At 49.3% G+C, this 22,959-nt stretch carries 19 protein-coding genes; 7 read left to right on the top strand and 12 right to left on the bottom strand.

What is annotated here, in order from left to right:
- Positions 1–59: 59 nt before the first annotated feature.
- Positions 60–989 carry an RraA family protein gene (locus ACYVEA_RS23530; protein ID WP_461115881.1) on the bottom strand — a complete coding sequence of 310 codons (930 nt, stop codon included), beginning with the start codon at positions 987–989 and terminating at the stop codon, positions 60–62.
- Between the two features lie 120 nt (positions 990–1,109).
- Entirely contained in the window at positions 1,110–2,048 is a 939-nt protein-coding gene (locus tag ACYVEA_RS23525) for an RraA family protein (protein ID WP_461115880.1), read from the bottom strand.
- A gap of 236 nt (positions 2,049–2,284) precedes the next feature.
- Here ACYVEA_RS23525 and ACYVEA_RS23520 point away from each other — a divergent pair, with 236 nt between their 5' ends.
- On the top strand, positions 2,285–3,709 hold the full coding sequence (locus ACYVEA_RS23520) for a mandelate racemase/muconate lactonizing enzyme family protein (RefSeq protein ID WP_461115879.1): 1,425 nt from the start codon (positions 2,285–2,287) through the stop codon (positions 3,707–3,709).
- A 58-nt stretch (positions 3,710–3,767) separates the two neighbouring features.
- Here ACYVEA_RS23520 and ACYVEA_RS23515 read toward each other — a convergent pair whose 3' ends face one another.
- The 6 genes from ACYVEA_RS23515 to ACYVEA_RS23490 all read right to left on the bottom strand — a co-directional run bounded on the left by ACYVEA_RS23515 (position 3,768) and on the right by ACYVEA_RS23490 (position 9,379).
- The gene (locus ACYVEA_RS23515; RefSeq protein ID WP_461115878.1) at positions 3,768–4,682 is read right to left on the bottom strand and encodes a TIGR01777 family oxidoreductase; all 915 of its coding nucleotides are present in this window, start codon (positions 4,680–4,682) and stop codon (positions 3,768–3,770) included.
- A gap of 93 nt (positions 4,683–4,775) precedes the next feature.
- Positions 4,776–5,330 (bottom strand): hypothetical protein, encoded by a 555-nt coding sequence (locus ACYVEA_RS23510; protein WP_461115877.1) that lies wholly within the window; start codon positions 5,328–5,330, stop codon positions 4,776–4,778.
- 105 nt (positions 5,331–5,435) lie between these two features.
- Entirely contained in the window at positions 5,436–6,344 is a 909-nt protein-coding gene (gene rimK, locus ACYVEA_RS23505; RefSeq protein ID WP_461115876.1) for a 30S ribosomal protein S6--L-glutamate ligase, read from the bottom strand.
- Positions 6,345–6,402: 58 nt separating this feature from the next.
- Positions 6,403–6,888 (bottom strand): ATP-dependent zinc protease family protein, encoded by a 486-nt coding sequence (locus ACYVEA_RS23500; RefSeq protein ID WP_461115875.1) that lies wholly within the window; start codon positions 6,886–6,888, stop codon positions 6,403–6,405.
- 85 nt (positions 6,889–6,973) lie between these two features.
- On the bottom strand, positions 6,974–8,107 hold the full coding sequence (locus ACYVEA_RS23495; protein WP_461115874.1) for a DNA polymerase III subunit: 1,134 nt from the start codon (positions 8,105–8,107) through the stop codon (positions 6,974–6,976).
- Positions 8,108–8,164: 57 nt separating this feature from the next.
- Complete coding sequence (locus ACYVEA_RS23490; RefSeq protein WP_461115873.1) at positions 8,165–9,379, bottom strand: putative sugar nucleotidyl transferase; 1,215 nt, start codon at positions 9,377–9,379, stop codon at positions 8,165–8,167.
- 84 nt (positions 9,380–9,463) lie between these two features.
- Between ACYVEA_RS23490 and ACYVEA_RS23485 the strand changes: the two genes are divergently transcribed.
- Positions 9,464–10,528: a hypothetical protein gene (locus ACYVEA_RS23485; protein ID WP_461115872.1), complete on the top strand. Its 1,065-nt coding sequence runs from the start codon at positions 9,464–9,466 to the stop codon at positions 10,526–10,528.
- Positions 10,529–10,582: 54 nt separating this feature from the next.
- Here ACYVEA_RS23485 and ACYVEA_RS23480 read toward each other — a convergent pair whose 3' ends face one another.
- Together ACYVEA_RS23480 and ACYVEA_RS23475 are read right to left on the bottom strand one after the other, a co-directional pair.
- On the bottom strand, positions 10,583–10,804 hold the full coding sequence (locus tag ACYVEA_RS23480; protein ID WP_461116004.1) for a hypothetical protein: 222 nt from the start codon (positions 10,802–10,804) through the stop codon (positions 10,583–10,585).
- Positions 10,805–11,146: 342 nt separating this feature from the next.
- Positions 11,147–12,073: a ChaN family lipoprotein gene (locus tag ACYVEA_RS23475; protein WP_461115871.1), complete on the bottom strand. Its 927-nt coding sequence runs from the start codon at positions 12,071–12,073 to the stop codon at positions 11,147–11,149.
- 186 nt (positions 12,074–12,259) lie between these two features.
- Between ACYVEA_RS23475 and ACYVEA_RS23470 the strand changes: the two genes are divergently transcribed.
- From ACYVEA_RS23470 to egtD, 5 genes are all read left to right on the top strand, one after another.
- Positions 12,260–13,654 (top strand): sensor histidine kinase, encoded by a 1,395-nt coding sequence (locus ACYVEA_RS23470; RefSeq protein WP_461115870.1) that lies wholly within the window; start codon positions 12,260–12,262, stop codon positions 13,652–13,654.
- Positions 13,655–13,750: 96 nt separating this feature from the next.
- Positions 13,751–15,412, top strand: coding sequence for an NAD(P)/FAD-dependent oxidoreductase (locus ACYVEA_RS23465; RefSeq protein ID WP_461115869.1), 1,662 nt, complete (start codon positions 13,751–13,753; stop codon positions 15,410–15,412).
- Between the two features lie 104 nt (positions 15,413–15,516).
- Complete coding sequence (locus ACYVEA_RS23460) at positions 15,517–15,762, top strand: UBP-type zinc finger domain-containing protein (RefSeq protein ID WP_461115868.1); 246 nt, start codon at positions 15,517–15,519, stop codon at positions 15,760–15,762.
- Positions 15,763–15,837: 75 nt separating this feature from the next.
- Positions 15,838–17,037 (top strand): ergothioneine biosynthesis protein EgtB, encoded by a 1,200-nt coding sequence (gene egtB, locus ACYVEA_RS23455; RefSeq protein ID WP_461115867.1) that lies wholly within the window; start codon positions 15,838–15,840, stop codon positions 17,035–17,037.
- Complete coding sequence (gene egtD, locus ACYVEA_RS23450) at positions 16,998–18,080, top strand: L-histidine N(alpha)-methyltransferase (RefSeq protein ID WP_461115866.1); 1,083 nt, start codon at positions 16,998–17,000, stop codon at positions 18,078–18,080. The genes egtB and egtD overlap by 40 nt, the downstream gene beginning before the upstream one ends.
- A 107-nt stretch (positions 18,081–18,187) precedes the next feature.
- Here the strand turns inward: egtD and ACYVEA_RS23445 are convergent, their stop codons facing one another.
- Positions 18,188–19,732 (bottom strand): SusD/RagB family nutrient-binding outer membrane lipoprotein, encoded by a 1,545-nt coding sequence (locus tag ACYVEA_RS23445; protein ID WP_461115865.1) that lies wholly within the window; start codon positions 19,730–19,732, stop codon positions 18,188–18,190.
- Positions 19,733–19,760: 28 nt separating this feature from the next.
- Positions 19,761–22,910: a SusC/RagA family TonB-linked outer membrane protein gene (locus tag ACYVEA_RS23440; protein WP_461115864.1), complete on the bottom strand. Its 3,150-nt coding sequence runs from the start codon at positions 22,908–22,910 to the stop codon at positions 19,761–19,763.
- Between the last annotated feature and the right edge of the window lie 49 nt (positions 22,911–22,959).

The following is a 22,959-nucleotide window of genomic DNA, read 5'->3' as shown; positions in this document are numbered from 1 at the left end:
ATAAAAGCTCCGGGATATCCATATCCCGGAGCTTTTTTAGTGTAGGCGAGAACCAGACATTACCAGGTTCGCTTGCTCATCACCTTATCCAGTTCGGGCTTGGTCATGGTGCCCAACTCGGGATGCTTCCCCAACCATTTAAGAAATTCCGTTTTGATATCGTCCGGCCACTGGCTGTCGATCTGGCCGGTTGTGTAGCGCCCTGATTTGACCATTTCGAAGCCAAACTGATCTTTACGGGCGACAAACTCGCACGTCGTGATCACCTGTTCGGCCATGTGGGCGGGCACAAAAAGAACACCCTCCCGCTGGGCTATCACCAGATCGCCGGGCAAGACCATCACATTACCGATGCGGATTGGGGTATTTAACCCCATCAGAACCATTTCTTCCAGGAAAGACGGGTGAAAATCGCGAACGAAGGCGTTGAAACCTTTTATGTTCTGTAATTCCTGCAAGTCTCTGGCCGCTCCGTTGAACACGACGCCATTGCCCGTTTTGCTGAAAATAGCGTTTCCTAACGTAGCGCCCATGAGCGTTCCACCGCCAATTTTGCCGAAGGCATCAGCAACATATACATCGCCTTTGGTCAGGGTTTCGATCGGCCAGGTATTCGTGTTTCCTTTGCGGCCTTGCTTGGTTGTACCCCTCTCCTTAATAACTTTTTCAACATCCGGCCTAGTGGGCATGAACATCGCCGTTACGGCCCTTCCCGTTACCGGTACGTCGTCTTTGATTAGCTTCCAGTTACCTTCAAACTGGTTCAGGTAGCCTTCGTTTTTTAAAACTGTCCAGGCATCATCAATACCTATGTTTTTGGCGCGCTGGACTAAATCGTCAGAAATCTTGGGGCGGCCATCTGGAAACCGATCACCTTTCCATTCCGATGTTAAAAACATCAGTTCGTCTTTCGGAATGGTTTGGGCGAACAAAGAGCTTACAGCACACAGGTTCAATAGGAGGGAGAAGACAGCGTACTTACTGTTCATTAGGCTGAAATTTGATTGATGATTGAGCGAAGTAAACACAGAGGTAATAGAGATGAACACAAAGGAAACGGAGATTTTCTCAAGGCTCTCTGTGTTTATCTGTGTTACCTCTGTGTTAAATTAATGTCCCTCTTTCGCCAGATAGGCATCTATGTCTTTTTCGGTAATGGCTAATTTCTTCGGATACTTGCTTACCCAGGTTCTGAATTCACCTTTGATTTTGTCCGACCAATCGCCGTGTATTTCGCCGGATGGATATTTTCCCTGCTGCAAAAGTACACGTTCAAATTCGTCACGTAGCGCCGTCATTTCAGATGCAGAAACTAGTCCTTCAACCAGATGCGCCGGAATGAACACAGTGCCATATTCATTCGCAAACACGGCATCGCCTGGTATCACGGTTACTTCGCCAATGCGAATGGGTGCATTGATCGACGTAGGGGTCATATCTTTAATGTAAGACGGGTCATGCCCCTTTACCCAGGCATTGAAGCCTTTTGTATCTTTCAATTCCTGCATGTCCCGCACTGATCCGTAAAAAATTACGCCCTTGCCCGTTTTTCCGTAGATGGCATTTCCCAGACTCGAACCGATCAACGTACCATCTTTTATCTTGCCGTACCCATCGGCTACGTAAATATCACCCTTCGTTAAGATGTCAATTGGCCAGATGTTTATGCCCCCTTTCTGGGAACGGCCTTCGGCTTTGCCCTGCGCCCGTACGAGGCTGTCGAGGTCGGGGCGGGTCGGCATGAACTGAGCCGTCACGGCGCGGCCGGTCATGGTCTCACCGGGTTTGAGAATCACCCAGTTTTTTTCGACCTGATTGCGGTATCCTTTCCTGCCTAGATATCCCCAGATTTGCTCCAGCGTACAATTTTGCAGGCGTTCCAGAACGATGTCGGGAATTTTAGGCCGACCATCGGGAAACCGTTCGCCTTTCCAGTCGGCGGTTAACGCTTTAACGTATTCAGGCGATGAGCCTACGCGCTGGGCCTGGGCTACAAAGCTCCCCGAAAGAGCGATGACGGTCAATGCGACAAGTGTTCGTTTTATCATTGCTTTAGGTAAGGGATTGACTATTCAGTGGAACGTAAGAAAGAAAGGGGTTTCAGGCAGTTTTTCTTAAAAAGACCACAGAATAAGTAAAATACTGGTATTCCCTACTTACATATGTGTTGGATTCTCACAATCAACCTGGTCCTGTTTTAATACTACGTTGCCTGAAATTCTGACCTGATTCCAAACGAAAATTCCGTACCTAACAGTTATAAATCCCTGACTTTTTCTTTGCCATGAAAAACATTTTCTCCCGATTGTCAGCACCCGGCAATCCCTCCGACCGCCGTGACTTCCTGCGTAATGCCGGATTAGGGGGTCTCTCACTCGGCTTAGCCTTCGATAAGCGTCCGGATGAGGAACTGGAATTTATCACGCAAAAGGTAAGCCGCTTTGCCAAACCCTCCGAATTGAAAATTACGGATTTGCGCGTTGCCGTTTTGCAGGGCGTACCATTCAGCAGTCCAATTATTCGGATTGATACCAATCAGGGCCTTGTTGGCTGGGGTGAGGTGCGCGATGGGGCCAGTGCAAACTACGCGTTGATGCTCAAAAGCCGCTTGCTGGGTAAGAATCCGTGTAATGTCGAGCAGATATTCAAACAGATCAAGCAGTTTGGTGGTCAAAGCCGGGCGGCTGGTGGTGTTTGTGGCGTTGAAATGGCATTGTGGGACTTGGCAGGGAAAGCATACAACGTACCGGCCTATCAACTGCTGGGTGGTAAATACCGTGACTTTATTCGGCTCTATGCCGACACGCCCGAGTCGGATAGTTACGAGGGATTTGCTGAAAATATGAAAAAACGCCGGGATCAGGGGTATACATTCCTGAAGATGGACTTCGGCATTGGTATGCTGGCCGACCAGCCGGGTCTGCTGGTTAATGCCAATAACTGGAGTGTGAAAAGACAGTGGAGTGACGCGGAACCTGGAAAGCTAGGGAACTATGCCAATACAAAACACCCCTTTACGCGCATTCAGGTTACGAAAAAAGGACTGGATAAGTTGGTGGAACACGTAGGTAAGGTCCGGGATATTGTGGGCTACGATACGCCACTGGCTGCCGATCACTTTGGTCACTTTGACGTTAATACGGCCATCCAGATTGGGAAAGCGATGGAGCCGTTCCGGCTCGCCTGGCTCGAAGACCTTGTTCCCTGGTTTTATACCGACCAGTGGAAACAAATTTCTGATGCCATCGACACGCCAACCCTAACGGGCGAGGATATTTTTCTGAAAGAAGGCTTTATCAAGCTGATCGATGCGAAAGCTATTGATATGATACATCCCGACCTGGCCTCATCGGGCGGCTTGCTGGAAACCAAGAAGATTGGTGATTACGCCGAAGAAAAGGGCATTCCAATGGCCATGCACTTTGCCGGTTCGCCAATCTCTATGATGGCTAATGTGCATTGCGCAGCGGCTACCGAAAATTTCGTTGCGCTGGAACACCACGGTGTTGACGTAGCGGGCTGGGAAGACCTCGTAACCGGTATGAAACCCATCGTTGAGAAAGGTTTTGTACGGGTACCTGAAAAGCCAGGTCTTGGCGTTGAACTGAATGAGGAAGCTGCCAAAAAATTCCTCAAAAAAGGAGCAACCTGGTTTGCACCAACCGATTCATGGAACACCAAAGATTCGGCTGACCGGGAGTGGAGCTAGAAAATATAGTGTCTCTTAACAACATGCCGCTGGAATAGCTTCTTCCAGCGGCATGTTGTTAAGAGGTTAGCAAACTTTCCAAGGCCTTGGCCAAGTCGGTATATTTATACGAAAAATCAGTTTCTTCCTTAATACGTTTGTTCAGGACGTAGTTGCCACCTGTTACAACGATGGCCATCTCACCGTACAGGAGTTTAATCGCAAACGTTGGAATATTGGGTAATAGCAACGGCCGATGTAAGACCTGAGCAATGGTTCGCGTTAGTGATTCATTCGTGACAGGATTGGGTGCAACGGCGTTATAAATCCCTTGCCACGACGGCTCTTTTATCGCCTGAATGTAGAGTTGACAAAGATCATCGAGGTGAATCCACGAAACGTATTGCTGCCCCGATCCAATGGGTGCGCCCGCTCCCAGACGGATGGGCTGGACAAGTTTAGGCAACGCACCCCCCTCCATGGTGAGAGCGACACCTGTGCGAAACTTTACGGTACGTATACCCTGGGTCGCTATCTGATCTTCTGCCCGTTCCCACGCCCGGACTACCTGCGCCAGGAAATCGGAACCGCCCTGGCTGGTTTCAGTTAGGGGTATGTCGTTGGTATCGCCCCCATAATACCCAATCGCCGAAGCGCCCATAAAGGATTTAACAGCATGTGGATTTTTGGCTAATGCCTGCGCCAGTAGTTCTGTTGACTGAGTACGGCTATTCAGAATTTCGTCTTTGCGTTCATCGGTCCAGCGTTCGTCGGCAATTCCCGCCCCGGCGAGGTGGACAATATGATCTGCCGTGGCGATGGCTTGTGGATCAATATGCCCTTTTTTTATATCCCATTGGTAAACTCGTACATCAGGAATAGACTTCGGTGACCGGCTCAATAACGATACGTGATACCCTTGTTGTTGAAGCAGTTGTGTTAAGCGACGACCGATAGAGCCGGTGCCACCCGTGATTAATACCGTTTGGTTCATAGGCTGGTTAAGTAAGTTAGTACCTAAACAACCCGGTTTTGAGGCTTACGGTTTGTTATTTTTTGGTGAGTGTCTCGCAAACCTACTCACCAGCTATACATCCCATTCCTTCGGCAAGCCCAGTTGCCGGGCGTAGTGTGAGGGCGCTGTATAATGAACCCAACTTAGCAATCTGTTGATCTCGTCGGCAAATTCAACGTAGTAATCCGGGTCGAGTTTGATTGCTTTTTTTAGAACCTGTTCAGTACGTTTAGCAATGTATTCGGCGGCTTTATCGGAGCGGGAATTGTATTTCTGAAGCAGGTGGGCGTTGTTCTCATAGAACGTATTGAGCATGTACAGCATCAAATCGACCTCGCCGTATTTGTCTTTCGTAACCTTTAAATGGCGACTGATGTAGCCGCTCACGGTGCGCATGTCCATCATCAACCAGCCGGGCGTATCGGCGTGAAGATTCGCCGTTCGGTCAATAAACGCCCGAATCATACTACGTCGTTCGTCGATGGTTTTCCCTTCTTCGACCAGTTCGAACTGGAGCCGTTCTGTCAGCACGGCATCTTTGGCAATTAAACGTAGCAGTAGCTTGTCTTTTTCCACTCCCGGCATTCGGACAATGGCTTTTTTTAGGTCAGGATCGAGCGCAGGCATTTAAACCAATAATGAATGATGAATTATAAGTTATGAATGTAAAAATACTTCGCTATAAGTCATCATTCATCATTCATCATTCATCATTCATCATTCATCATTCATTTACACTCCTACCGTATCGCCTTCATCAGTTCGGATTTTATCTTCGATATAGGTTATTATTTGAGTAGCAATGTCGACGCCGGTGGCATTTTCGATGCCTTCCAGGCCGGGTGATGAGTTGACTTCCAGCACCAGCGGGCCACGGTCAGAAGGAAGCATATCGACACCGGCAACTTTCAGACCGAGGGCACGGGCCGCCTGAATCGCGGTTTGCTCTTCCTGGGGAGTAAGTTCAACCGACACCGCATTGCCGCCCCGGTGAATATTCGAGCGGAAATCTCCATCAAGTCCCTGCCGTTTGATGGCGCCCACAACGCGCCCACCTATCACAAAAGCCCGGATATCCGACCCTTTAGATTCCGCAATGAATTCCTGCACCAGTACGTTCTTTTTCAGGCCGTAAAAGGCTTCGATGGTTGATTTGGCCGCTTTGATTGTTTCGGCCAGTACCACGCCAATGCCCTGCGTTCCTTCCAGCAGTTTGATAACTACTGGTGGCCCACCAACGTGCTTGATTAACTGTGTGATGTCGCCGTTTTTAGGATGGTTGGCAAACATGGTTTTGGGTAATCCAACTCCCGCTTTCGATAGTACCTGCAAGCTGCGTAGCTTGTTGCGGGAACGCATGATGGCCTGCGACTTGCCGGTTGTGAAAATATTCATCATTTCGAACTGACGGACAACGGCACAGCCGTAATCGGTGACGGAAGCACCGATACGTGGCACAATTGCGTCGAGCGAGTCGAGTTCCTGCCCTTCATAAAGCACGGAAGGTCGGCCGCCTTCAATCATTACCTGGCAGTTCAAGTGATTGACAATAATGCCTTCGTGGCCGCGCTGACTGGCCGATTCGAGCAGTCGCTGAGTCGAATATAAATTCGGATTGGCCGATAAAATGGCAATACGCATAAAAGTGGTTAGTCGATAGTCAAGAGTCTTCAGTCATCGTAGTTTTTGCCAGTAAAGGCTAATCGCTTTTTTTACTGACGACTACTGACTGTTGACGATCGACTTTAAGCTGATAGGATAAATTTGTGTACGAAACATCGACGATGAACCGATTGCGGAGCAGCTTCCGGCCTAACAGCACCGGATTCTTAAGATGCTCCCGGTCGGCAAGAGTAAATTCAGCCAGAATGGTACGTCCAAATAGGACAATTCTGGTTTTGATAACGTAGCGTAGCTCGGCCACCCCAAATGAATTGCGAATCATACGTTGGCTAAACTGATCGCTATAAAATTGCCGGGCCGGTCCGCCGGATTTGTCGATCAGCCAGAAACTTAATTTCTTCCGAAGTCCGGTTCGTATCAACTGAACATCTTTACAGTGTAAAGCAGAGGTAAAAGCCCCCGTATCGACTTTGGCCTGCACATCGAAAAGCTCCAGGTCGGGAAAATCGACAAGGTCTGTCATGCCGATAACCTGCTTGGGTTTAGGTGTTCGGTCCTTCATAGTCTTTCAGGTTGTCGCTACGCTATTCGGTTTTAAGTATACGGTGGGTGGCTGACGCAAGCCAAAAACTGAATAGCGTAAATCGTTACATGCGGATTAAGCGGCTGAACGTGAGAGACATGTCTAACATGATCATTTTGGCCCGAGCATTACGTTCGAGGTGATAGGCCGCTTCGTTAAGATCGGATACGATGCGTTCGATATGCTCGACGGTAAGGACTTTAACAAAATTTTTTACGAAAGCCATTTCGTCGTCGGGTAAGCGCAGGAGTGCACCGGCTCCTTGCTGCCATAAAAATAAATCGCGGTACAGGCGGATGCTGTAATCGAGTAACCCCTTCTGTTTTTCCTTGCTGAAACTGTCAAACTGGTCGGCCTGTTTAACCAGCGCTATTAAATCCTGCCGGTAGCAGGTACGCATCCAATCGGCAAACCAGGTATGCTGGTCCGTTGCGTGTGTTTCCTGTTTAGTCAGGTTCAACGCTTCCGCCAAATTACCATCAGCAAGATAAGCCACGCGTCGGGCGGTCGTTTCGTCGAGGTTCAGGTGCTGACGCAGGTACGTAGCGACCTCCTCATCTGTAAAGGCCCGCACCGCAACCCGCTGCGTTCGCGACAGAATGGTGATCAATAATTTGTCGGACTGATTCGTGATAAGCAAAAAAAGTGTCTGAGCCGGGGGCTCTTCCAGAACTTTGAGCAGCGCATTGGCCGACGTTATGTTCATCAGCTCAGGCAGCCAGATGAGCATGATTTTGTAATTACCTTCGTAGGATTTCAGGGATAACTTCTGCAAAATACTACGGGCTTCCTCCGCCGAAATATTGCCTTGTTTGTTATCCGCCCCGACGGTTTCGAGCCATTCGGGCAACGTTCGGTAAGGTTGCTCAAGCAGGAATTTCCGCCAGTCTGTCAGATACGCTTCCGATGTTTTTCCCTTGGCCAGATTCGCTACCGGAAACACCATGTGCAGATCGGGATGCACGAGTTTCTGCATCTTCACGCAGGACGCACACCGGCCACAGGCGTCGGCGTCGGGCGTACCAGACTGTTGCTTATCTTCACAGTTAACATACTGAGCCAGCGCCAGGGCCAGTGCCATATTTGCCCCGCCCATTGGGCCATCGAACAGCAGTGCATGGGCAAGGTGGTTTGTTTGTACCGCCCGCAGCAGCATCTGCTTCGTTTCTTCCTGGCCGATAATTTCGTTGAAAAGCATAAGTTGTAGAACGGGCAGCGCCGTCTGACGTAGTATGTCGTTCTGCTGGTTGACTAGCTATAGATCATTCATTGGGTTGAATGAGGTAAACGACCGCTCCTGGTTGAAAATTTCCCTCAATATGCGTTCTTCCACCTCATCAAAATCCATATCACGCCGTTTGAAAGCTTCTCTGGCGACATGAATGGCTTTTTCAAGGCGATACGTTGTAAAGCCGTCGCTGGCGCCACCCCAGGAAAAGGAAGACACAAACTTCGTCTGAAAGCCGCTCCCGAATACGTTTACACTGACACCCACCACCGTACCCGTATTGAACATCGTACTAATGCCTGCTTTGGTGAAATCGCCCATCATCAGTCCGCAGAATATCCGTCCGGTATCTTCAAGCTGGCGGGTAGGATACGAATAAAGCTTAACGTTGCTGTAGTCATTTTTGAGATTCGAATTGTTGACATTGGCACCCAGATTGCACCACTCACCAATGACCGAATTGCCCAGAAAACCGTCGTGCGCTTTGTTGCTGTAGCCGAAGAAAATTGAGTTGCCTACTTCGCCACCCACTTTACAGAAAGGGCCAATTGTCGTATTGCTGCGCATTTTACCACCCCAATTAACGGTAGAGCCTTCGCCAAGAGAAAACGGCCCGATTACAATTGATCCTTCGCTGATAGTCGCGTTACGGCCAATGTAGATTGGCCCGCCTTCTGCGTTCAGGATTGACCCATGTATGGTGGCTCCGGGTTCTACAAAAATATTCTCAGGGGCGTAACAGCGGGTAAACGGATCCGTTATTGGCTCAGATTGCCGTCCGGCGGTGAGTCTGGCGAAATCGGCGCGAATCTGATCCCCGTTGTGGACAAAAATGTCCCACGAATTTCGCACGATTGTCATTGGTTCAGCAAACGTATGAAAATCATAATCGTCGTCGATGGTTGGTGCAGCTTCCAACTGGTTATCAGTACGTACGGCGAGCACGAAGCCATCCGGCATAATGAGGCCCGCCCCCATTTCCAGCGCAGCGATGGCGTCGTGCAGGGCGGGGGTTGGACAAATGGCTCCGTTCACGTACCAGTTGTCGTTACCGGCCATTTGTGGAAACTTTGTCTGCAAATACGATTCGGTCAGAAAGGATGGTGTCTGGCTTAATGATTCGGCCCATTTTTCGGCCAGGGTCTGAATACCAATGCGAATGCCTGCCACGGGTCGCGTAAAGGTGAAGGGCAGCAGCGCCTTTCGGATAGTCGGTTCGTCGAATAAGATCAGGTTAGCCATGGCATGTACCAATGAAGTATGGGGGCAAATATCCAACCTTAATCTGTAAAAAGAGAACACATCAAACTGTACTTTTACGAAAATATGACGGGCTTAACCACGGAGGCTATTATTCAACGTATCGCCGGTTTGCAGGAAAAATCGGGTCTGTTTCCGTCGGTTCGCAGTAATGCTACGTTAGGCTATCGACGCGCAGATACGAATATATTTTTTACCGCCAGCACCGTCTTTGTGCTACAGAAGCTGCGTCCATACGTAGCAGATGACATAAAAGGCCTGATTGACCGGATTGGGGAGCGGGCAGCAACTGCCTACGGACTGTTTCGCAACAAAGACGGCTTGAACACGTACAATTTCTGGCCCACTCGCCCGTCACGACACTTTCCAAATGGGTACCTGTTTCATCGGTTCGAACATTTCCGTATTCCCGACGATATTGACGATACGGCGATGGTTTACCTGACCACAAACTCAGCCCGCACGGATCAGCTCTGGTTGAAAGATAAACTGTCCCAGCACGCCAACCTAAGCCAGGGACGCCAAATTCAAAATACGTATCGCGATTACCGCGATTTACGCGCCTATTCGACCTGGTTCGGTAAGAATATGGGTATTGATTTCGATGCCTGTGCACTGAGTAATATGCTGTACTGCATCTACCAGTTTGACTTACCCCGCAATCAGCACGATACCGATTCTCTAACCTATCTGCGCTCAATCGTTGAGTCGGGACGCTACGTTTCGGAACCGTTTCGGTGCGCTCCGCACTACGCCCGAACTTCATTGATTATTTATCATATGGCCCGTTTGATGGCCGCTTTCAACATTCCCGAACTGGAACCCATTCGCCCGCGCCTGATTGCTGACGGACAGCAGAAATTGGCACAGGCAACCAATCGCGTCGAGCAAATTTTGCTATCAACGGCTTTACTACGTTTAGGCACACAAGTGCCCAGTATAGACATTGCCGGAATCGAACAGGATTTCACTACGTTCAACTTCTTCATTGCAGGTTTATTGACCGCCTACGAACAGCCGCTGCTACGTCGGTTTGCCGACCGCTCTATTGTGCAAATGCGCTGGCAATGCGAAGCGCATTGCTGGGCACTGGTGGCGGAGTATGTTGTGTTAATGATGAATGATGAATGATGAATTATTTTTTGTAGAATCATTCATCATTCATCATTCATCATTCATCATTCATCATTCATCATTCATCATTAAAGTCCCATCCCACCATCCACAAAAATCGTTTGTCCGGTAACGTAGCGTCCCTGCGTTGGAGCAGAGTAGAACGGCCATCGCAGCAATATCGTCGGGTTGACCTTCAGACTCGACGGGAATGCTCATGCGCTGGCTGATGTGTTCCGGAACAGCGGGCGTTGGCTCATCAGTGCGGGGTGTATTGATGACGCCAGGTGACAGATTGTTGACCGTAACCCCATTCCGGGCGAGTTGCAGCGCCAGATTGCGAACCGTATTGGAACGGCAGCTTTCGTGCCGGCATAGACAATCATGGCCTGGATTTCATCCACTACTGCCCGCGCCAAATTCAGCGAGTGCCAGTGCAATCGCTTTCCCAATACCCTGACTTGAGCCGGTTACGAGGGCATTTTTCCCTGCTACGTTGAGTAAATCCCTGATCATGGTAGTTTCCGGTTTTTGGTAGTTGGTTTATGGCAAGTGTCAGCCACCGTAGCGACGGACCGCAATAAACCGACTGCCAAAAATGGCGTAAATAGTCCCCAAAAACTTAGTCAATTCACTTTAATACGTCTTCGTCATGTCGGATGGAATGGCTAGTATAAAATCGGCGAGTTTATCACTTTCGAGCCCTTCGATTTTGTGCGTAGGCTTGTCAATGTCAGGAATCTCAACGGACGAGAGCGTTACGATCTTGAGTGCGGGCTTTTGCTGACGAAGATACCAGACAATACCCTCAAAATTTTTAGAGTGATAATCGCCATTGAAATGCAAAAATGTCTGACCTGGCTTTAGATTTTGCAGGATAAAATGGGCCATTGTAGCATCTTTTATGGCCTGGGCGCGGGCAAAATTGGCATTCACATCTTCTTTGCCTGCCGTTCCAGAAGATGCCGTGCCTGCGTGGGATGTGCCGGACATCGGCCCGCTACTCATCATATCCATCATGCCTTTGTAGCCCGGCAGGGTCAGGTCAACCGTTAGTGGAAGTGGAGCCACCTGCTGTTTGCCTTCGCTGGAGATCGTATCGAGCGCAGCCAGTCCCTGACGTGAGACCAAACGGGCGTATCGACGGGGTACGTTGGTAGCGATGAATGGAATTTTCTGTTCACGGGCAAAATCAACAATGGGTTTGTAGTCGGTATCGTAATTGGGCCATAATCGCGTTTGTACAGCCAGTTCCTTGCTTGTGGTGTGGCCCTGAACGTAGTTACTAAGACCCGTTTGGTTATCCGTTTCAAACATCTCGGCACCCAAAACCAGGTTGCCTTTTCTGGCGGCCTGTAAATCTTTCGTTAGCTGGAGTTCGAGCCAATGGCAAATGGGATTATTATGCAGTTCGCCGAATAACACGACGTCAGCATCAGTCGCCTGACGAAGCAATTTGGCGTAAGTTGTCGCTTTTAACGTAGGCGTATACAGCCTGTAGGCAGGTTTATCGGGTCGAAAAGCAAAAGCAAATAAACAAAGCAGAAGCAGCGTACTACGCATCAGAATATGGTTAAATTTGAATCTTTATCAATTAATAAAGCCGCTGATGGGGAAGGGGCAAAGCAACAATATCGTCTCTGTAACCAATCCTATTTAGATTTGATTACCTGTTCAACTGCCAATTAGGGAACAATTCCTGCGTTGGTACCCGGCGGGACGTTCTAAAGTATCTTCTATTCTAAAACCATGAATCTGTTAGAAACCCTCCAAAAATTTCCGGAGTTCGCGACCGTTCCGGACGAACAACTTCAGTGGCTTATCGACCGATCCGAAGAGGTAAGCTATCCACGCGAGACGGTACTTTATAAACCCAAGGAACCGGCCGATCATCTCATCCTGCTCCTGGATGGGCGCATCCGTATTGATAATGGGACGAATAGCCTGGGCGACGAGCTATTTATGTATGATCCACACTCCATCATAGGTGTGTTACCCTTTTCGCGGATGACGAGCTTTCCCAGCCGATTTGTGACCCAGACAGACGTGCGAATTCTTCGGCTTCATCGGGATCATCTGCTCGGGATGATACAGAATTGTTATGAACTGACGGCGTCTCTGGTTCAACAAATGACAAGCCGCATTCGGTATTTTACGAAACAGGCTCAGCAAAACGATAAGCTGGCGTCGCTGGGTCGACTGTCGGCGGGGCTGGCTCACGAACTGAACAATCCCGTAGCAGCCGTAGTACGTTCGGTCGAAACGCTGAGTACCCATCTGCGGGCAACGCCCGAAGCGTTCAAGACCGTGATGAGTCTTGACCTCACCGACGAGCAGGTAGACAGCGTAGGGGCCGTGTTCTTTAAAAAAATGGACCAGCAGTCAGGTGTTGACAAGCACCAGCTGTCGCTGATGGAACGGACAAGTCTGGAAGATGACCTGACCGATTGGCTCGACGATCATGGCGTTGACGACAGCATGGATCTGGCCGGGCCTATGGTCGAATATGGCTTTACAACGGAGGATCTGGATTGGCTGCTGGAAAAAATTGGCGATGAAAATCTGGCAGGCGTGTCCAACTGGATCGTCAATAATTTAGTGACCGAAAAGCTGGTTTCTGATATAAGCGAAGCCTCGAAGCGGATTTCGACACTGATCGGCTCCATCAAAAATTATACGCACATGGACCGGGGCACTGGCAAAGAACAAGTGCCACTTGCTGAGGGTCTACGTAGTACCATTACGTTACTGAATCATAAAATAAAAAGTAAGCATATTGACCTGACGTTGACCATTCCCGACGATCTGCCTAGTGTTTGTGGCTGGGCTGGTGAACTGAACCAAGTCTGGACAAACCTGATCGATAATGCGATTGATGCCTTGCCCGACGGAGGTAAGATTGAAATCATCAGCCAGCGTGACCGGGAGTTTGTACTGACTAAAATCATCGACAATGGAACGGGTATTCCTGAAGATATTCGGGACAAAATATTCGAGCCATTTTTTACGACGAAGGAAATTGGTAAGGGCACAGGACTTGGTCTGGACATTGTAAATGGTATTGTTGAGCATCACAATGGCTCGATTAAACTGAAATCCGTGCCGGGCCATACTGAGTTTAGCGTATGTTTACCAACTCAATAAAGTTAAACAGTGAAAGAGCGAAAGATTGAATGAGTGTATTGTAAATGCACACGTTACTTCGTTCATTCACTCATTCAATCTTTCGCTCTTTTAAACATGAAACTACCAATAATCTTTTCCATTGACGACGACCAACAGGTGTTGCAGGCCATTCAGCATGATCTGCGCCAGCAATACCGAAAAAAATACCGGATTCTTTGCACCACTTCCGCTAAGGAAGCGCTCGATTCGCTACCCGAATTGAAGAAAAAAGGCGAAGAAGTGGCCTTGTTCCTGTCCGACCAGCGCATGCCCACCATGAACGGAGTGGAGTTTCTGTCGCAGGCACGCAAGATATTCCCGAATGCAAAACGGGCACTATTGACGGCTTATTCTGACATTGATGCGGCTGTTCGGGCCATCAACGAGGTACAACTGGATTACTACATTGCCAAACCCTGGGACCCGCCCGAAGAGAAGTTATATCCGGTACTCGATGATTTACTAAGTGACTGGCAGTCAGACTATCGGCCTCCTTACGAGGGGCTGAAGCTGGTAGGTTATCAGTTTTCACCCCGTTCGCACGAGCTGAAGGATTTCCTGGCGGGCAATTTATTCCCTTATCAATGGCTCGATATAGAGGATGATCCTCACGCCCAGGAATTGCTCGATTTACACGGTATTGAACGTACTGATTTGCCGGTTGTTGTACTTGGTGATGGTACGGTTCTAAAACAGCCAACTATTGGCGACGTGGGTGGAAAAGTTGGCCTGCAACCAAAAGCGACCCATGATTTATACGATCTGGCCATCATTGGTGCGGGACCGGCTGGATTGGCTGCAGCCGTATACGGTGGTTCTGAAGGGCTACGAACGATTCTGGTTGATAAACGCGCCCCTGGTGGTCAGGCCGGAACGAGTTCCCGTATCGAAAACTACCTCGGTTTTCCTAATGGACTCAGCGGATCTGATCTGGCTCGACGGGCTATAACGCAGGCGCAACGCTTTGGGGTCGAGTTTCTGGCTCCGCAGGAAGTAATTTCCATAAAGTCCCAGGGGCAATACAAGCATATCAGTATGGCCGACGGCAGCGAAGTCGTAACCCGGTCAATTGTGCTGAGTACGGGCGTAGCGTATCACAAGCTAGAGAACGAAAGCCTGGATAAATACACGGGAGCCGGTGTGTACTACGGTGCTGCCACTACCGAAGCCTATGCCTTCAAAGGACGACCGGTGTATATTGTTGGGGGCGGGAACTCGGCTGGGCAAGGGGCTATGTATCTGTCACGAACGGCATCGGAAGTATTCATTTGTGTACGTCGCAACGATTTGTCATCAACGATGTCGCAGTACCTGATCGACCAGATTGAGCGCACGCCGAATATCACTGTGTTAGGTTGCACAGAAGTCGTTGAAGGCTTGGGCAAAGAGCAGTTGGAATGCCTCGTGCTGGAGGATATGAATACCAAAGAACGACGTACGGTTAAAGCGGCCGGCCTGTTCATTTTCATCGGCACCAAACCTTATACGGATTGGATCGCAATGGACATTATCAAGGATAACAAAGGGTTTATTGCCACTGGGCGCGATCTGGCGAAATTTGCGGACTTCAAACAGGTCTGGAAACATGACCGGGAACCCTACCTCCTCGAAACGTGTAGCCCTGGTATTTTTGCCGCTGGCGATGTGCGCGCTGGCGCCATGAACCGCGTAGCTTCAGCCGTTGGCGAAGGGGCAATGGCCGTGAGTTTCGTTCATAAATACTTAGCAGAAAACTAAAATGATGTAGGGTGTAGGCTATGTGATGCATGACTAACTATATCATACACCCTACATCATATATCTTATATATACACATGGCTGAAGAAACCATTTGCTCTCACTTGGCCGCGCTGACGGAGATTCGCACGGCTAAAAAACACGTTTGTGAGGAATGCATCAAAACGGGTGACTCGTGGGTGCACCTGCGCACCTGCCAGACCTGTGGCACCACACTCTGCTGCGACTCGTCGCCCAATAGGCACGCCAGCAAGCATGCTCGTGCGAGTGGGCATCCTGTTGTTGTCTCGTCCGAACCCGGTGAACGGTGGCTCTGGTGTTTTGTTGATGAACAGATGGTTACATATTGAACAAGGTTTGTGATTTAGCGTTTTAGTGGTAGAATTGTCTATAGACTTTAGTCAGTTCAAAACAACAGACGCTGAATGATTGCCGAACAAACGCTCACCGAGCATTATTACCGCGTACGACTGCATTCCGAAGCAATATGCCGTGGCCTTGAAACCGAGGATTACGTGGTGCAGCCTGTCGCCGATGTTAGCCCGCCGAAATGGCACCTGGGCCATACCACCTGGTTTTGGGAGACGTTTGTGCTGGTGCCCAACGTCCCCAATTACCGGATTTTTCACGAAGATTTCAGCTTCGTTTTTAACAGCTATTACGAAACGGTCGGGAAGCGCGTACTACGTACGGACCGGGGTAATATGAGTCGCCCAACCGTAGCAGGCGTGTATGCCTATCGCGCCTACGTGGACGAACAGATGAGCCGCTATCTGGACACGGCCGAACTGTCGCCTGAGCTTTACGCCCTCATCGAACTTGGTCTGAATCACGAGCAGCAACACCAGGAGTTGCTCATTACGGATATCAAATACATTCTGGGCCACAATCCGTTGCTGCCTGCCATTGACATGCCGGTTCATGAACATCAGTTGCCACGATTCGGCCAGCCGATAGTCATCGACGAAGGCATTTATACGGTTGGTTATCAAGCTGCTGATGACCATAGGGCGGGTTCGTTCCACTTCGATAATGAAGAAGGTGCTCACAAAGTATACCTGAACAAAACAACGCTGGCCGGTAATCTGGTTACGAATGAAGAGTACCTAACCTTCATCAATTCGGGTGGTTATCAAAATTTCCGGTATTGGCTGTCTGATGGCTGGGCGTGGGTGAAATCAAATGCCATTCAGGCTCCTCTGTACTGGCATCAGGTTGATGGTGAATGGTGGCAGTATACGTTTGACGGACTTAAGCCTGTTGAGCTGGAGGCACCGGTTTGCCATGTGAGCCATTATGAAGCCGATGCCTACGCTCGCTGGAAAGGCCAGCGTTTACCAACCGAATTCGAATGGGAAGTTGCCGCCGTGCATGCGGGCGCCCAGCAACTCAATTGGGGGGTACGGTGGGAGTGGACGAACTCCGCTTACTTGCCATACCCTGGCTTTATCACCGCCGAAGGGGCCGTCGGCGAATACAACGGTAAGTTTATGAGTGGACAAATGGTGCTACGGGGCGCTTCGGTAGCTACACCCGAAGGCCATTCTAGACCCACGTACCGCAATTTTTTTCAACCAGACAAGCGATGGCAGTTTACAGGAATACGTTTAGTGCAGGGAGTATAGGGCATTGGGCGGAGGGCATGGGTCCTAAGAGCCAGGAGCCAGGAGTACAAAGTGTGGAGTCCAGCGAAGAAGATGTTGATACGTTACCCCATGCCCCTGGCCTCACGCCCCTTGCCGAAGAGGTGCGTACCGGGTTGCAAAAAACACCCAAGCGACTCTCCTCGCAGTTTTTTTACGATGCTGAGGGGAGCCGGATTTTTGCTGAAATCATGCACTCGCCGGATTATTACCTGACCCGATCGGAGTATGAAGTGCTGGATATCTATAAAGCGGATCTGCTCCGGCAATTTACGCCCGACACCCGTCCGTTCGAACTGGTGGAACTGGGGGCTGGCGATGGGTTAAAAACGAAGATTTTACTGGGCTTTTTTGAGGCTCAGAAAGCTGATTTCACCTACGCGCCCGTCGATATTTCGGTTGATGCGCTGCAGGGATTGGTCATTGATATTCGTAAGCAATGGCCCGAACTGCCGTTAAATCCGCGACATAGCGATTATTTTAGCGCACTCGAACAATTGTCTGATGAATCGGATGCCCGGCGTGTTGTTCTGTTTTTGGGATCGAACATCGGCAATTTCGCCCCTGGTGACGCCATCGATTTTTACCGCCAGCTCCATGACCGGCTTCAGCCCGGTGATCTGGTGCTAACGGGTTTCGATTTGCAAAAGCATCCGGCCATTATTCATACAGCCTATAACGATCGGCAAGGGCTTACGAAAGCTTTTAATCTGAATCTCCTCCGACGGATCAACCGCGAACTCGACGCTGATTTCGACCTCACGGCCTTCGATCATTACGAAGCGTATAATCCTGAAACGGGTGAAGCACGTTCGTATTTAGTCAGTCAGAAAGCACAAACAGTTCAAATTAATGCCCTGGACATGACTGTGCCATTTGCCTATGGTGAAATTATCCATACGGAAATCTCCCGCAAATTTACCCGCGCTCAGATTGAGGAACTGGCTCAGCAAACCGGTTTTACAATGGCAGGCTGGTTCACGGATGGCAAAGAGTATTTTGCGGATGTTGTATTTGAACGGTAAACGTCAAGTAGGTTTCTCTCTTTCCGATAGCAGAAGGAATGTCAGAACAAAAACAAGCCCGACCATTGTGGTCGGGCTTGTTTTTGTTCTGACAAAAAGCAGATGGCTTACTGTTTATCCCAGAAGACACGGGTGTCCAAATCATCAGCTCCCTGGCGGGTAACGGCCGCATTGTAGTTGTCGGCGTTGACGGATTTTTCGCTCAATGGGTACGTTAAGCGACGAATAAAGGCCCCTGTTATCGTTTTGCCCGGATAGGGGTTTGGGGTTAGAACCGGAAAGCCGCTCCGCCGGAAGTTGGCAAAAGCCTCGGGGCCGTTCAGGAACGAGGCTACCCAGTACTGCGTATTGATCTGCTCCAGGGCCTTCGACGCATCGAATGGATTGGCCGTCAGGTAAGCGGTAATGTCGGCGGCTGCAATTGTAGCTGAGGCATCATATTCCTTCATCTGATTCATGTGAGCTGTAACACCAGCTTTATAAAAATCAGCTACGCTGCCAGTTGTCCAGCCCCGTTGGGCCGCTTCGGCAAGAAGAAGCTGCGTTTGGGCATAAGTAATGTAATGTTGGGGTGCATCTACCTTTGCCACCGTGCGCCGGTTGAGTTGAGAGTATTTCCAGCCACCTGAGCCTACGTTACCGGGATAACCAGGCGCATTGACAATACTCCCGTTGTCGTAGCCAAGCGGGAAGCCTATCTGGTTGGCGGGGGTGTTATCTTCAGTCGTGCCACTGGGGTCTTTCGAAGGCTCAGCATATTTTGTTGCAATGACTTTCAGCCGCGGGTCGTTGGTTTGCTTCAGGTAACTGACAAAAGGCTGAGCCAAATAGAAATTAGCTTTTTCCGTGCCATTCCATAAACCACTGGTTGGGCTTGGAAAGATGCTGGTGTACTGGATCTTGACGTTGTCGTCGTTCGATTGCATGACTCCTCCCGCAACCGCTTTTTGCACAAAAGACTGGGCTTTTGCTGCATCAACTTTCGATAGCCGCATAGCGACACGTAGCATCAGTGAATAGCCTAGGCGTTTCCATTGCGCAATGTTTCCTTTGTAGAACAAATCACCCGTTTCAACTCGCTTGGCTGGGTCGAGAGCAGCTGTTGCCTGATCGAGTTCGTTCAGGAGATCATTATAAATATCCTGCTGGTTATCGTATTTAGGCAAATAGGTGGACTGTAAATAGGCCTGACCAGCCTGGGAGTAAGGAACATCGCCATACGTATCGACCAACACCTGAAAAACATAGGCTCTCCAGATACGCGACATATTATAAAGATTGCTGCGATTCGCGTCGGCTTTTGTCTGATTCATCACGTCGGCCAGTAATTTCACAGGACCACTGTTACCATTACCTGTTCCGCTGAAGAAAAAATTCCAGTTGACCATCGTATTCGTCCGGTTATCCTGGTTGTAATTTCCACCGTTGTTCACCCCACCAAAAGGCGTAATGATTTGTTGTACGATACTCTCTTCGTACATAATCGTTTGAGCGGCTAATGTGGTTGAGAACTGCGCATTGGAGAACAGGTAAGTTGGGTCAATGATGGTTGACTGAACCGGATTCCGGTTTATCTCTTCGAACCCTTTGTCACAGCCACTCAAGCTGGTTAGTAAGAGGGCGCCTGATAGGATATACTGTATTTTTTTCATGATTGGATGGCTGTAGATTGATTTATCCTTAAAATTTCAGGTTTACGTTGACGCCATAGCTGCGTGTTGTTGGCAGTGAATGCGTTTCGATACCCTGAATGTTGTCGGATGCCCCGGCTACTGCTTCGGGATCGAGGTTATCAACGTATTTTTTAATCAACAGCAGGTTGTTGCCTATGGCCGAAACGGTTAAGCCTTTTATGAATGTCTTGTTGACAAACCGCGACAGGTCGTAGCCAATCGACAAAGACCGCCACCGAACAAAACTGGCGTTATAAATAAATTGCTCGGCATTGTTGGTGCTACGGTAGCTGGAGTAAAAGTCCTCTGCTTCTACCCGGGTTGTATTAGGGGTATATTCAACCTGGCCCGTTGCATTTTTTACTTCATTGACGCCTTCGAATAAAACGCCCCCTTCGCGGCCAACTAAAGACGCCTGAGACAAACCATGTCGCAGGAAGTTCAGGTTTGAGTTGGAGATCAGTTTATGACCTGCTTTAAAGTCAATCTGCGCAAAGATTCGGAAGCCTTTGTACGTGAACGTGTTCAACCAGCCACCCGTATATTTAGGAATCGCGCTGCCGAAGGTTGTAATGTCACCCGCTACAGGTTTGCCGCCCGACGTAATGATTCGTCCCTGCGGATCGCGTTTGTAGGCAATACCCCGTAAAGAGGCCATCGGCAAACCAACCTCGTGCCATAATTCTCCAAAGAAATCACCCTGGCCTACCTTTAGCCGTTGCTGACCATTGGCCAGTTCAAGCACTTTACTTTGGTTATAGGTCAGGTTAAAGGTTGTTTCCCAGTTGAAATTGTTATTTTTAATAGGCACCAATGTCAGCAGCATTTCAACGCCCTGGTTACGCAGACGGCCCACGTTTACTTTGGTCTTATCATAGCCCGAGGCTGTTGAAATATCCACGTTCAGGATTTCATCGACTGTATTTTTTTGATAGACAGCCAAGTCCAGATTAACGCGGCTGTTTAAGGCTCGTAATTCGAGACCAACTTCCGCTTCTTTTATTTTGAGCGGACGCAGGTTCGCATTTGGACTGGTGTTAGTCGTTATGGAACCAAGACCTTGTCCCTGCAACGTATTGGCGTTTAAGCTGTAGAACAAGTTGTTCTGGTAGGGATCTGTATCGCCCCCAACAACCGCATAAGCCGCTCTAACTTTAGCGTAGTTCAACCAGGTTGGCCGGATTTTCAGTGCATCACTGAGCACTAAACTTCCGCTGATGGAGGGATAGAGATAACTGGATTGTGCCAGTGTTGAGAACCAGTCGTTCCGGGCCGTTACGTTAACGAACAAAAAATTCTTGTATGAGAATTCCGATGCGGCATACAACGAATTGACCTGCTTGCGGCTATACGCATACTGCGGATCTTTGGCTTGGCCGTTCTGAATCGTATACAGGTTCCGGATGTAGAAGTTGGTGGCCGATGCGCTGTTGTTCGTGTAAGTCTGCTGCAATTGGTTGCCCCCCAGCGTTACGTCTATCCCGAAATTGCCAAACGTGTGGTTGGCACCTAATAGGAAATCCAGATTTTTTTCCCGGAACGTAATTACTTCCTGATAGAAGTAGCCATTGAAGCCCGTTGCCGCTGCCGATAGCGAGCGTGTTCCGGTTGGGCGGTTAAAGTCATAAGGGCGGGTGTAATAGTCTTGCCCGATACGTCCTTGTATATATAACCAGTCATTAAACTGATACCGAAGGGATGCATTCCCGAACAGGCGGTCACGATGTACATTTTCAGCGCGGTCGTAGGCAACCCAGTAGGGATTGTTCCGATTGGTAAAACGTGATGTAGCCAGCTCATTCCCGTTGGCATCGTATCGGTTATCCCGCAGTGTGTACATATCGACTGTAGTAGCCGTGGTGTAAACCGTTGTATTGGCATTCAGATCCTGCAAGCCAATTTGGGGCGGATTGTGATTATATTCATTGGAATAGTTGGCGTTTACCTGAGCCGAAAACTTAGGCGTGAAATTGTAATTAAGGCCTATGTTAAAAATCTTCTTGTGGTAGTCAGAGTTCGGGATAATGGCGTTGGCGTCAGTATTCGAAAAGGAGATTCGAAATCCACCTTTGTCGCTGCCGCCCGATAAGGCCACCGTGTTTGTGAACGTACTACCCGTGCGATAGAATTTCTTGATACGATCTTTGCTGGCTAGATACGGCCGCATGACCCCGTCGAACTGGTACGTTGGTTGCCCATCGATTTTTTCGCCAAAACTAAAAACGCCCGAACTTTGCGCTTCACCAACGGTGGTTGGCCGTTTGCCAAATTCGCCCTGTCCGTATTCATACTGGAAATCTGTATAATCCAGTGCCTGATCGGCCGTGAAGTTCGAGTTCACTTCCACGCCAATTCCGGCGTTACGACGGCCGGTTTTTGTGGTGATGACAATGGCGCCATCTTTCGCCCGGAAACCGTAGAGGGCTGCCGCAGTCGATCCTTTTAGCACCGTCATCGTTTCAATGTCGTCCTGGTTAACGCTTTGTAAACCATCGCCCCCGTCCGCAGCCGATCCGCTACGGTTCGCTGTTCCGTCGGTGTCGCCCTGCCGGCTCGAAAAATTGGAGTTATTGATGGGAACACCGTTGACGATAATGAGTGGCGAATTATCGCCTTTGAAAGACGATTGACCGCGGATACGAATTTTCGACGTTCCGCCAGGCCCTCCCGTAGGGGCCGTAACGTTTACCCCCGCCACTTTGCCCTGTAAGCTGTTTCCTAAATTAGTCGTTCGGTTGATGGTAAGCTGTTCTGTACCAACAGTTGCTGTAGCGTAACCAAGTTTTTTCGATTCTTTTTTGATTCCCAAAGCGGTAACGACAACTTCGTTAAGGTTTTGGGCTGACTCCTGAAGCGTAATGGTCAGTTGAGTCTGATTGCCCAGAACAATATCCTGTCCGGTAAAACCGATAGCGCTAACGACCAGTGATCCATTAGCCGGAGCAAGAATAGAAAAGTTGCCATCTGCATCCGTGGTCGTACCGTTTGTCGAGTTACGTAGTAAAATCGTTGCGCCTGGGATGGCTTTTTGATCCGTTCCCGAAATAACCCGACCGGTTACACGAACGTCCTGCGCTTGGGCAGCATTGGTGAGTAGAATAGTCAACCAAAACAGCATGCTGAGCACACTGATTCGCTTTTGTACAAGATGTTTCATCAGGGGTAGGAATTAATTTTGTTCACTTATTTAAATAAGACAATCTAAT

The sequence above is a fragment of the Spirosoma jeollabukense genome (genome assembly GCF_054777855.1).
Note: the sequence above shows the minus strand (reverse complement) of the source record. Positions and strands in the feature narration are given on the sequence as shown.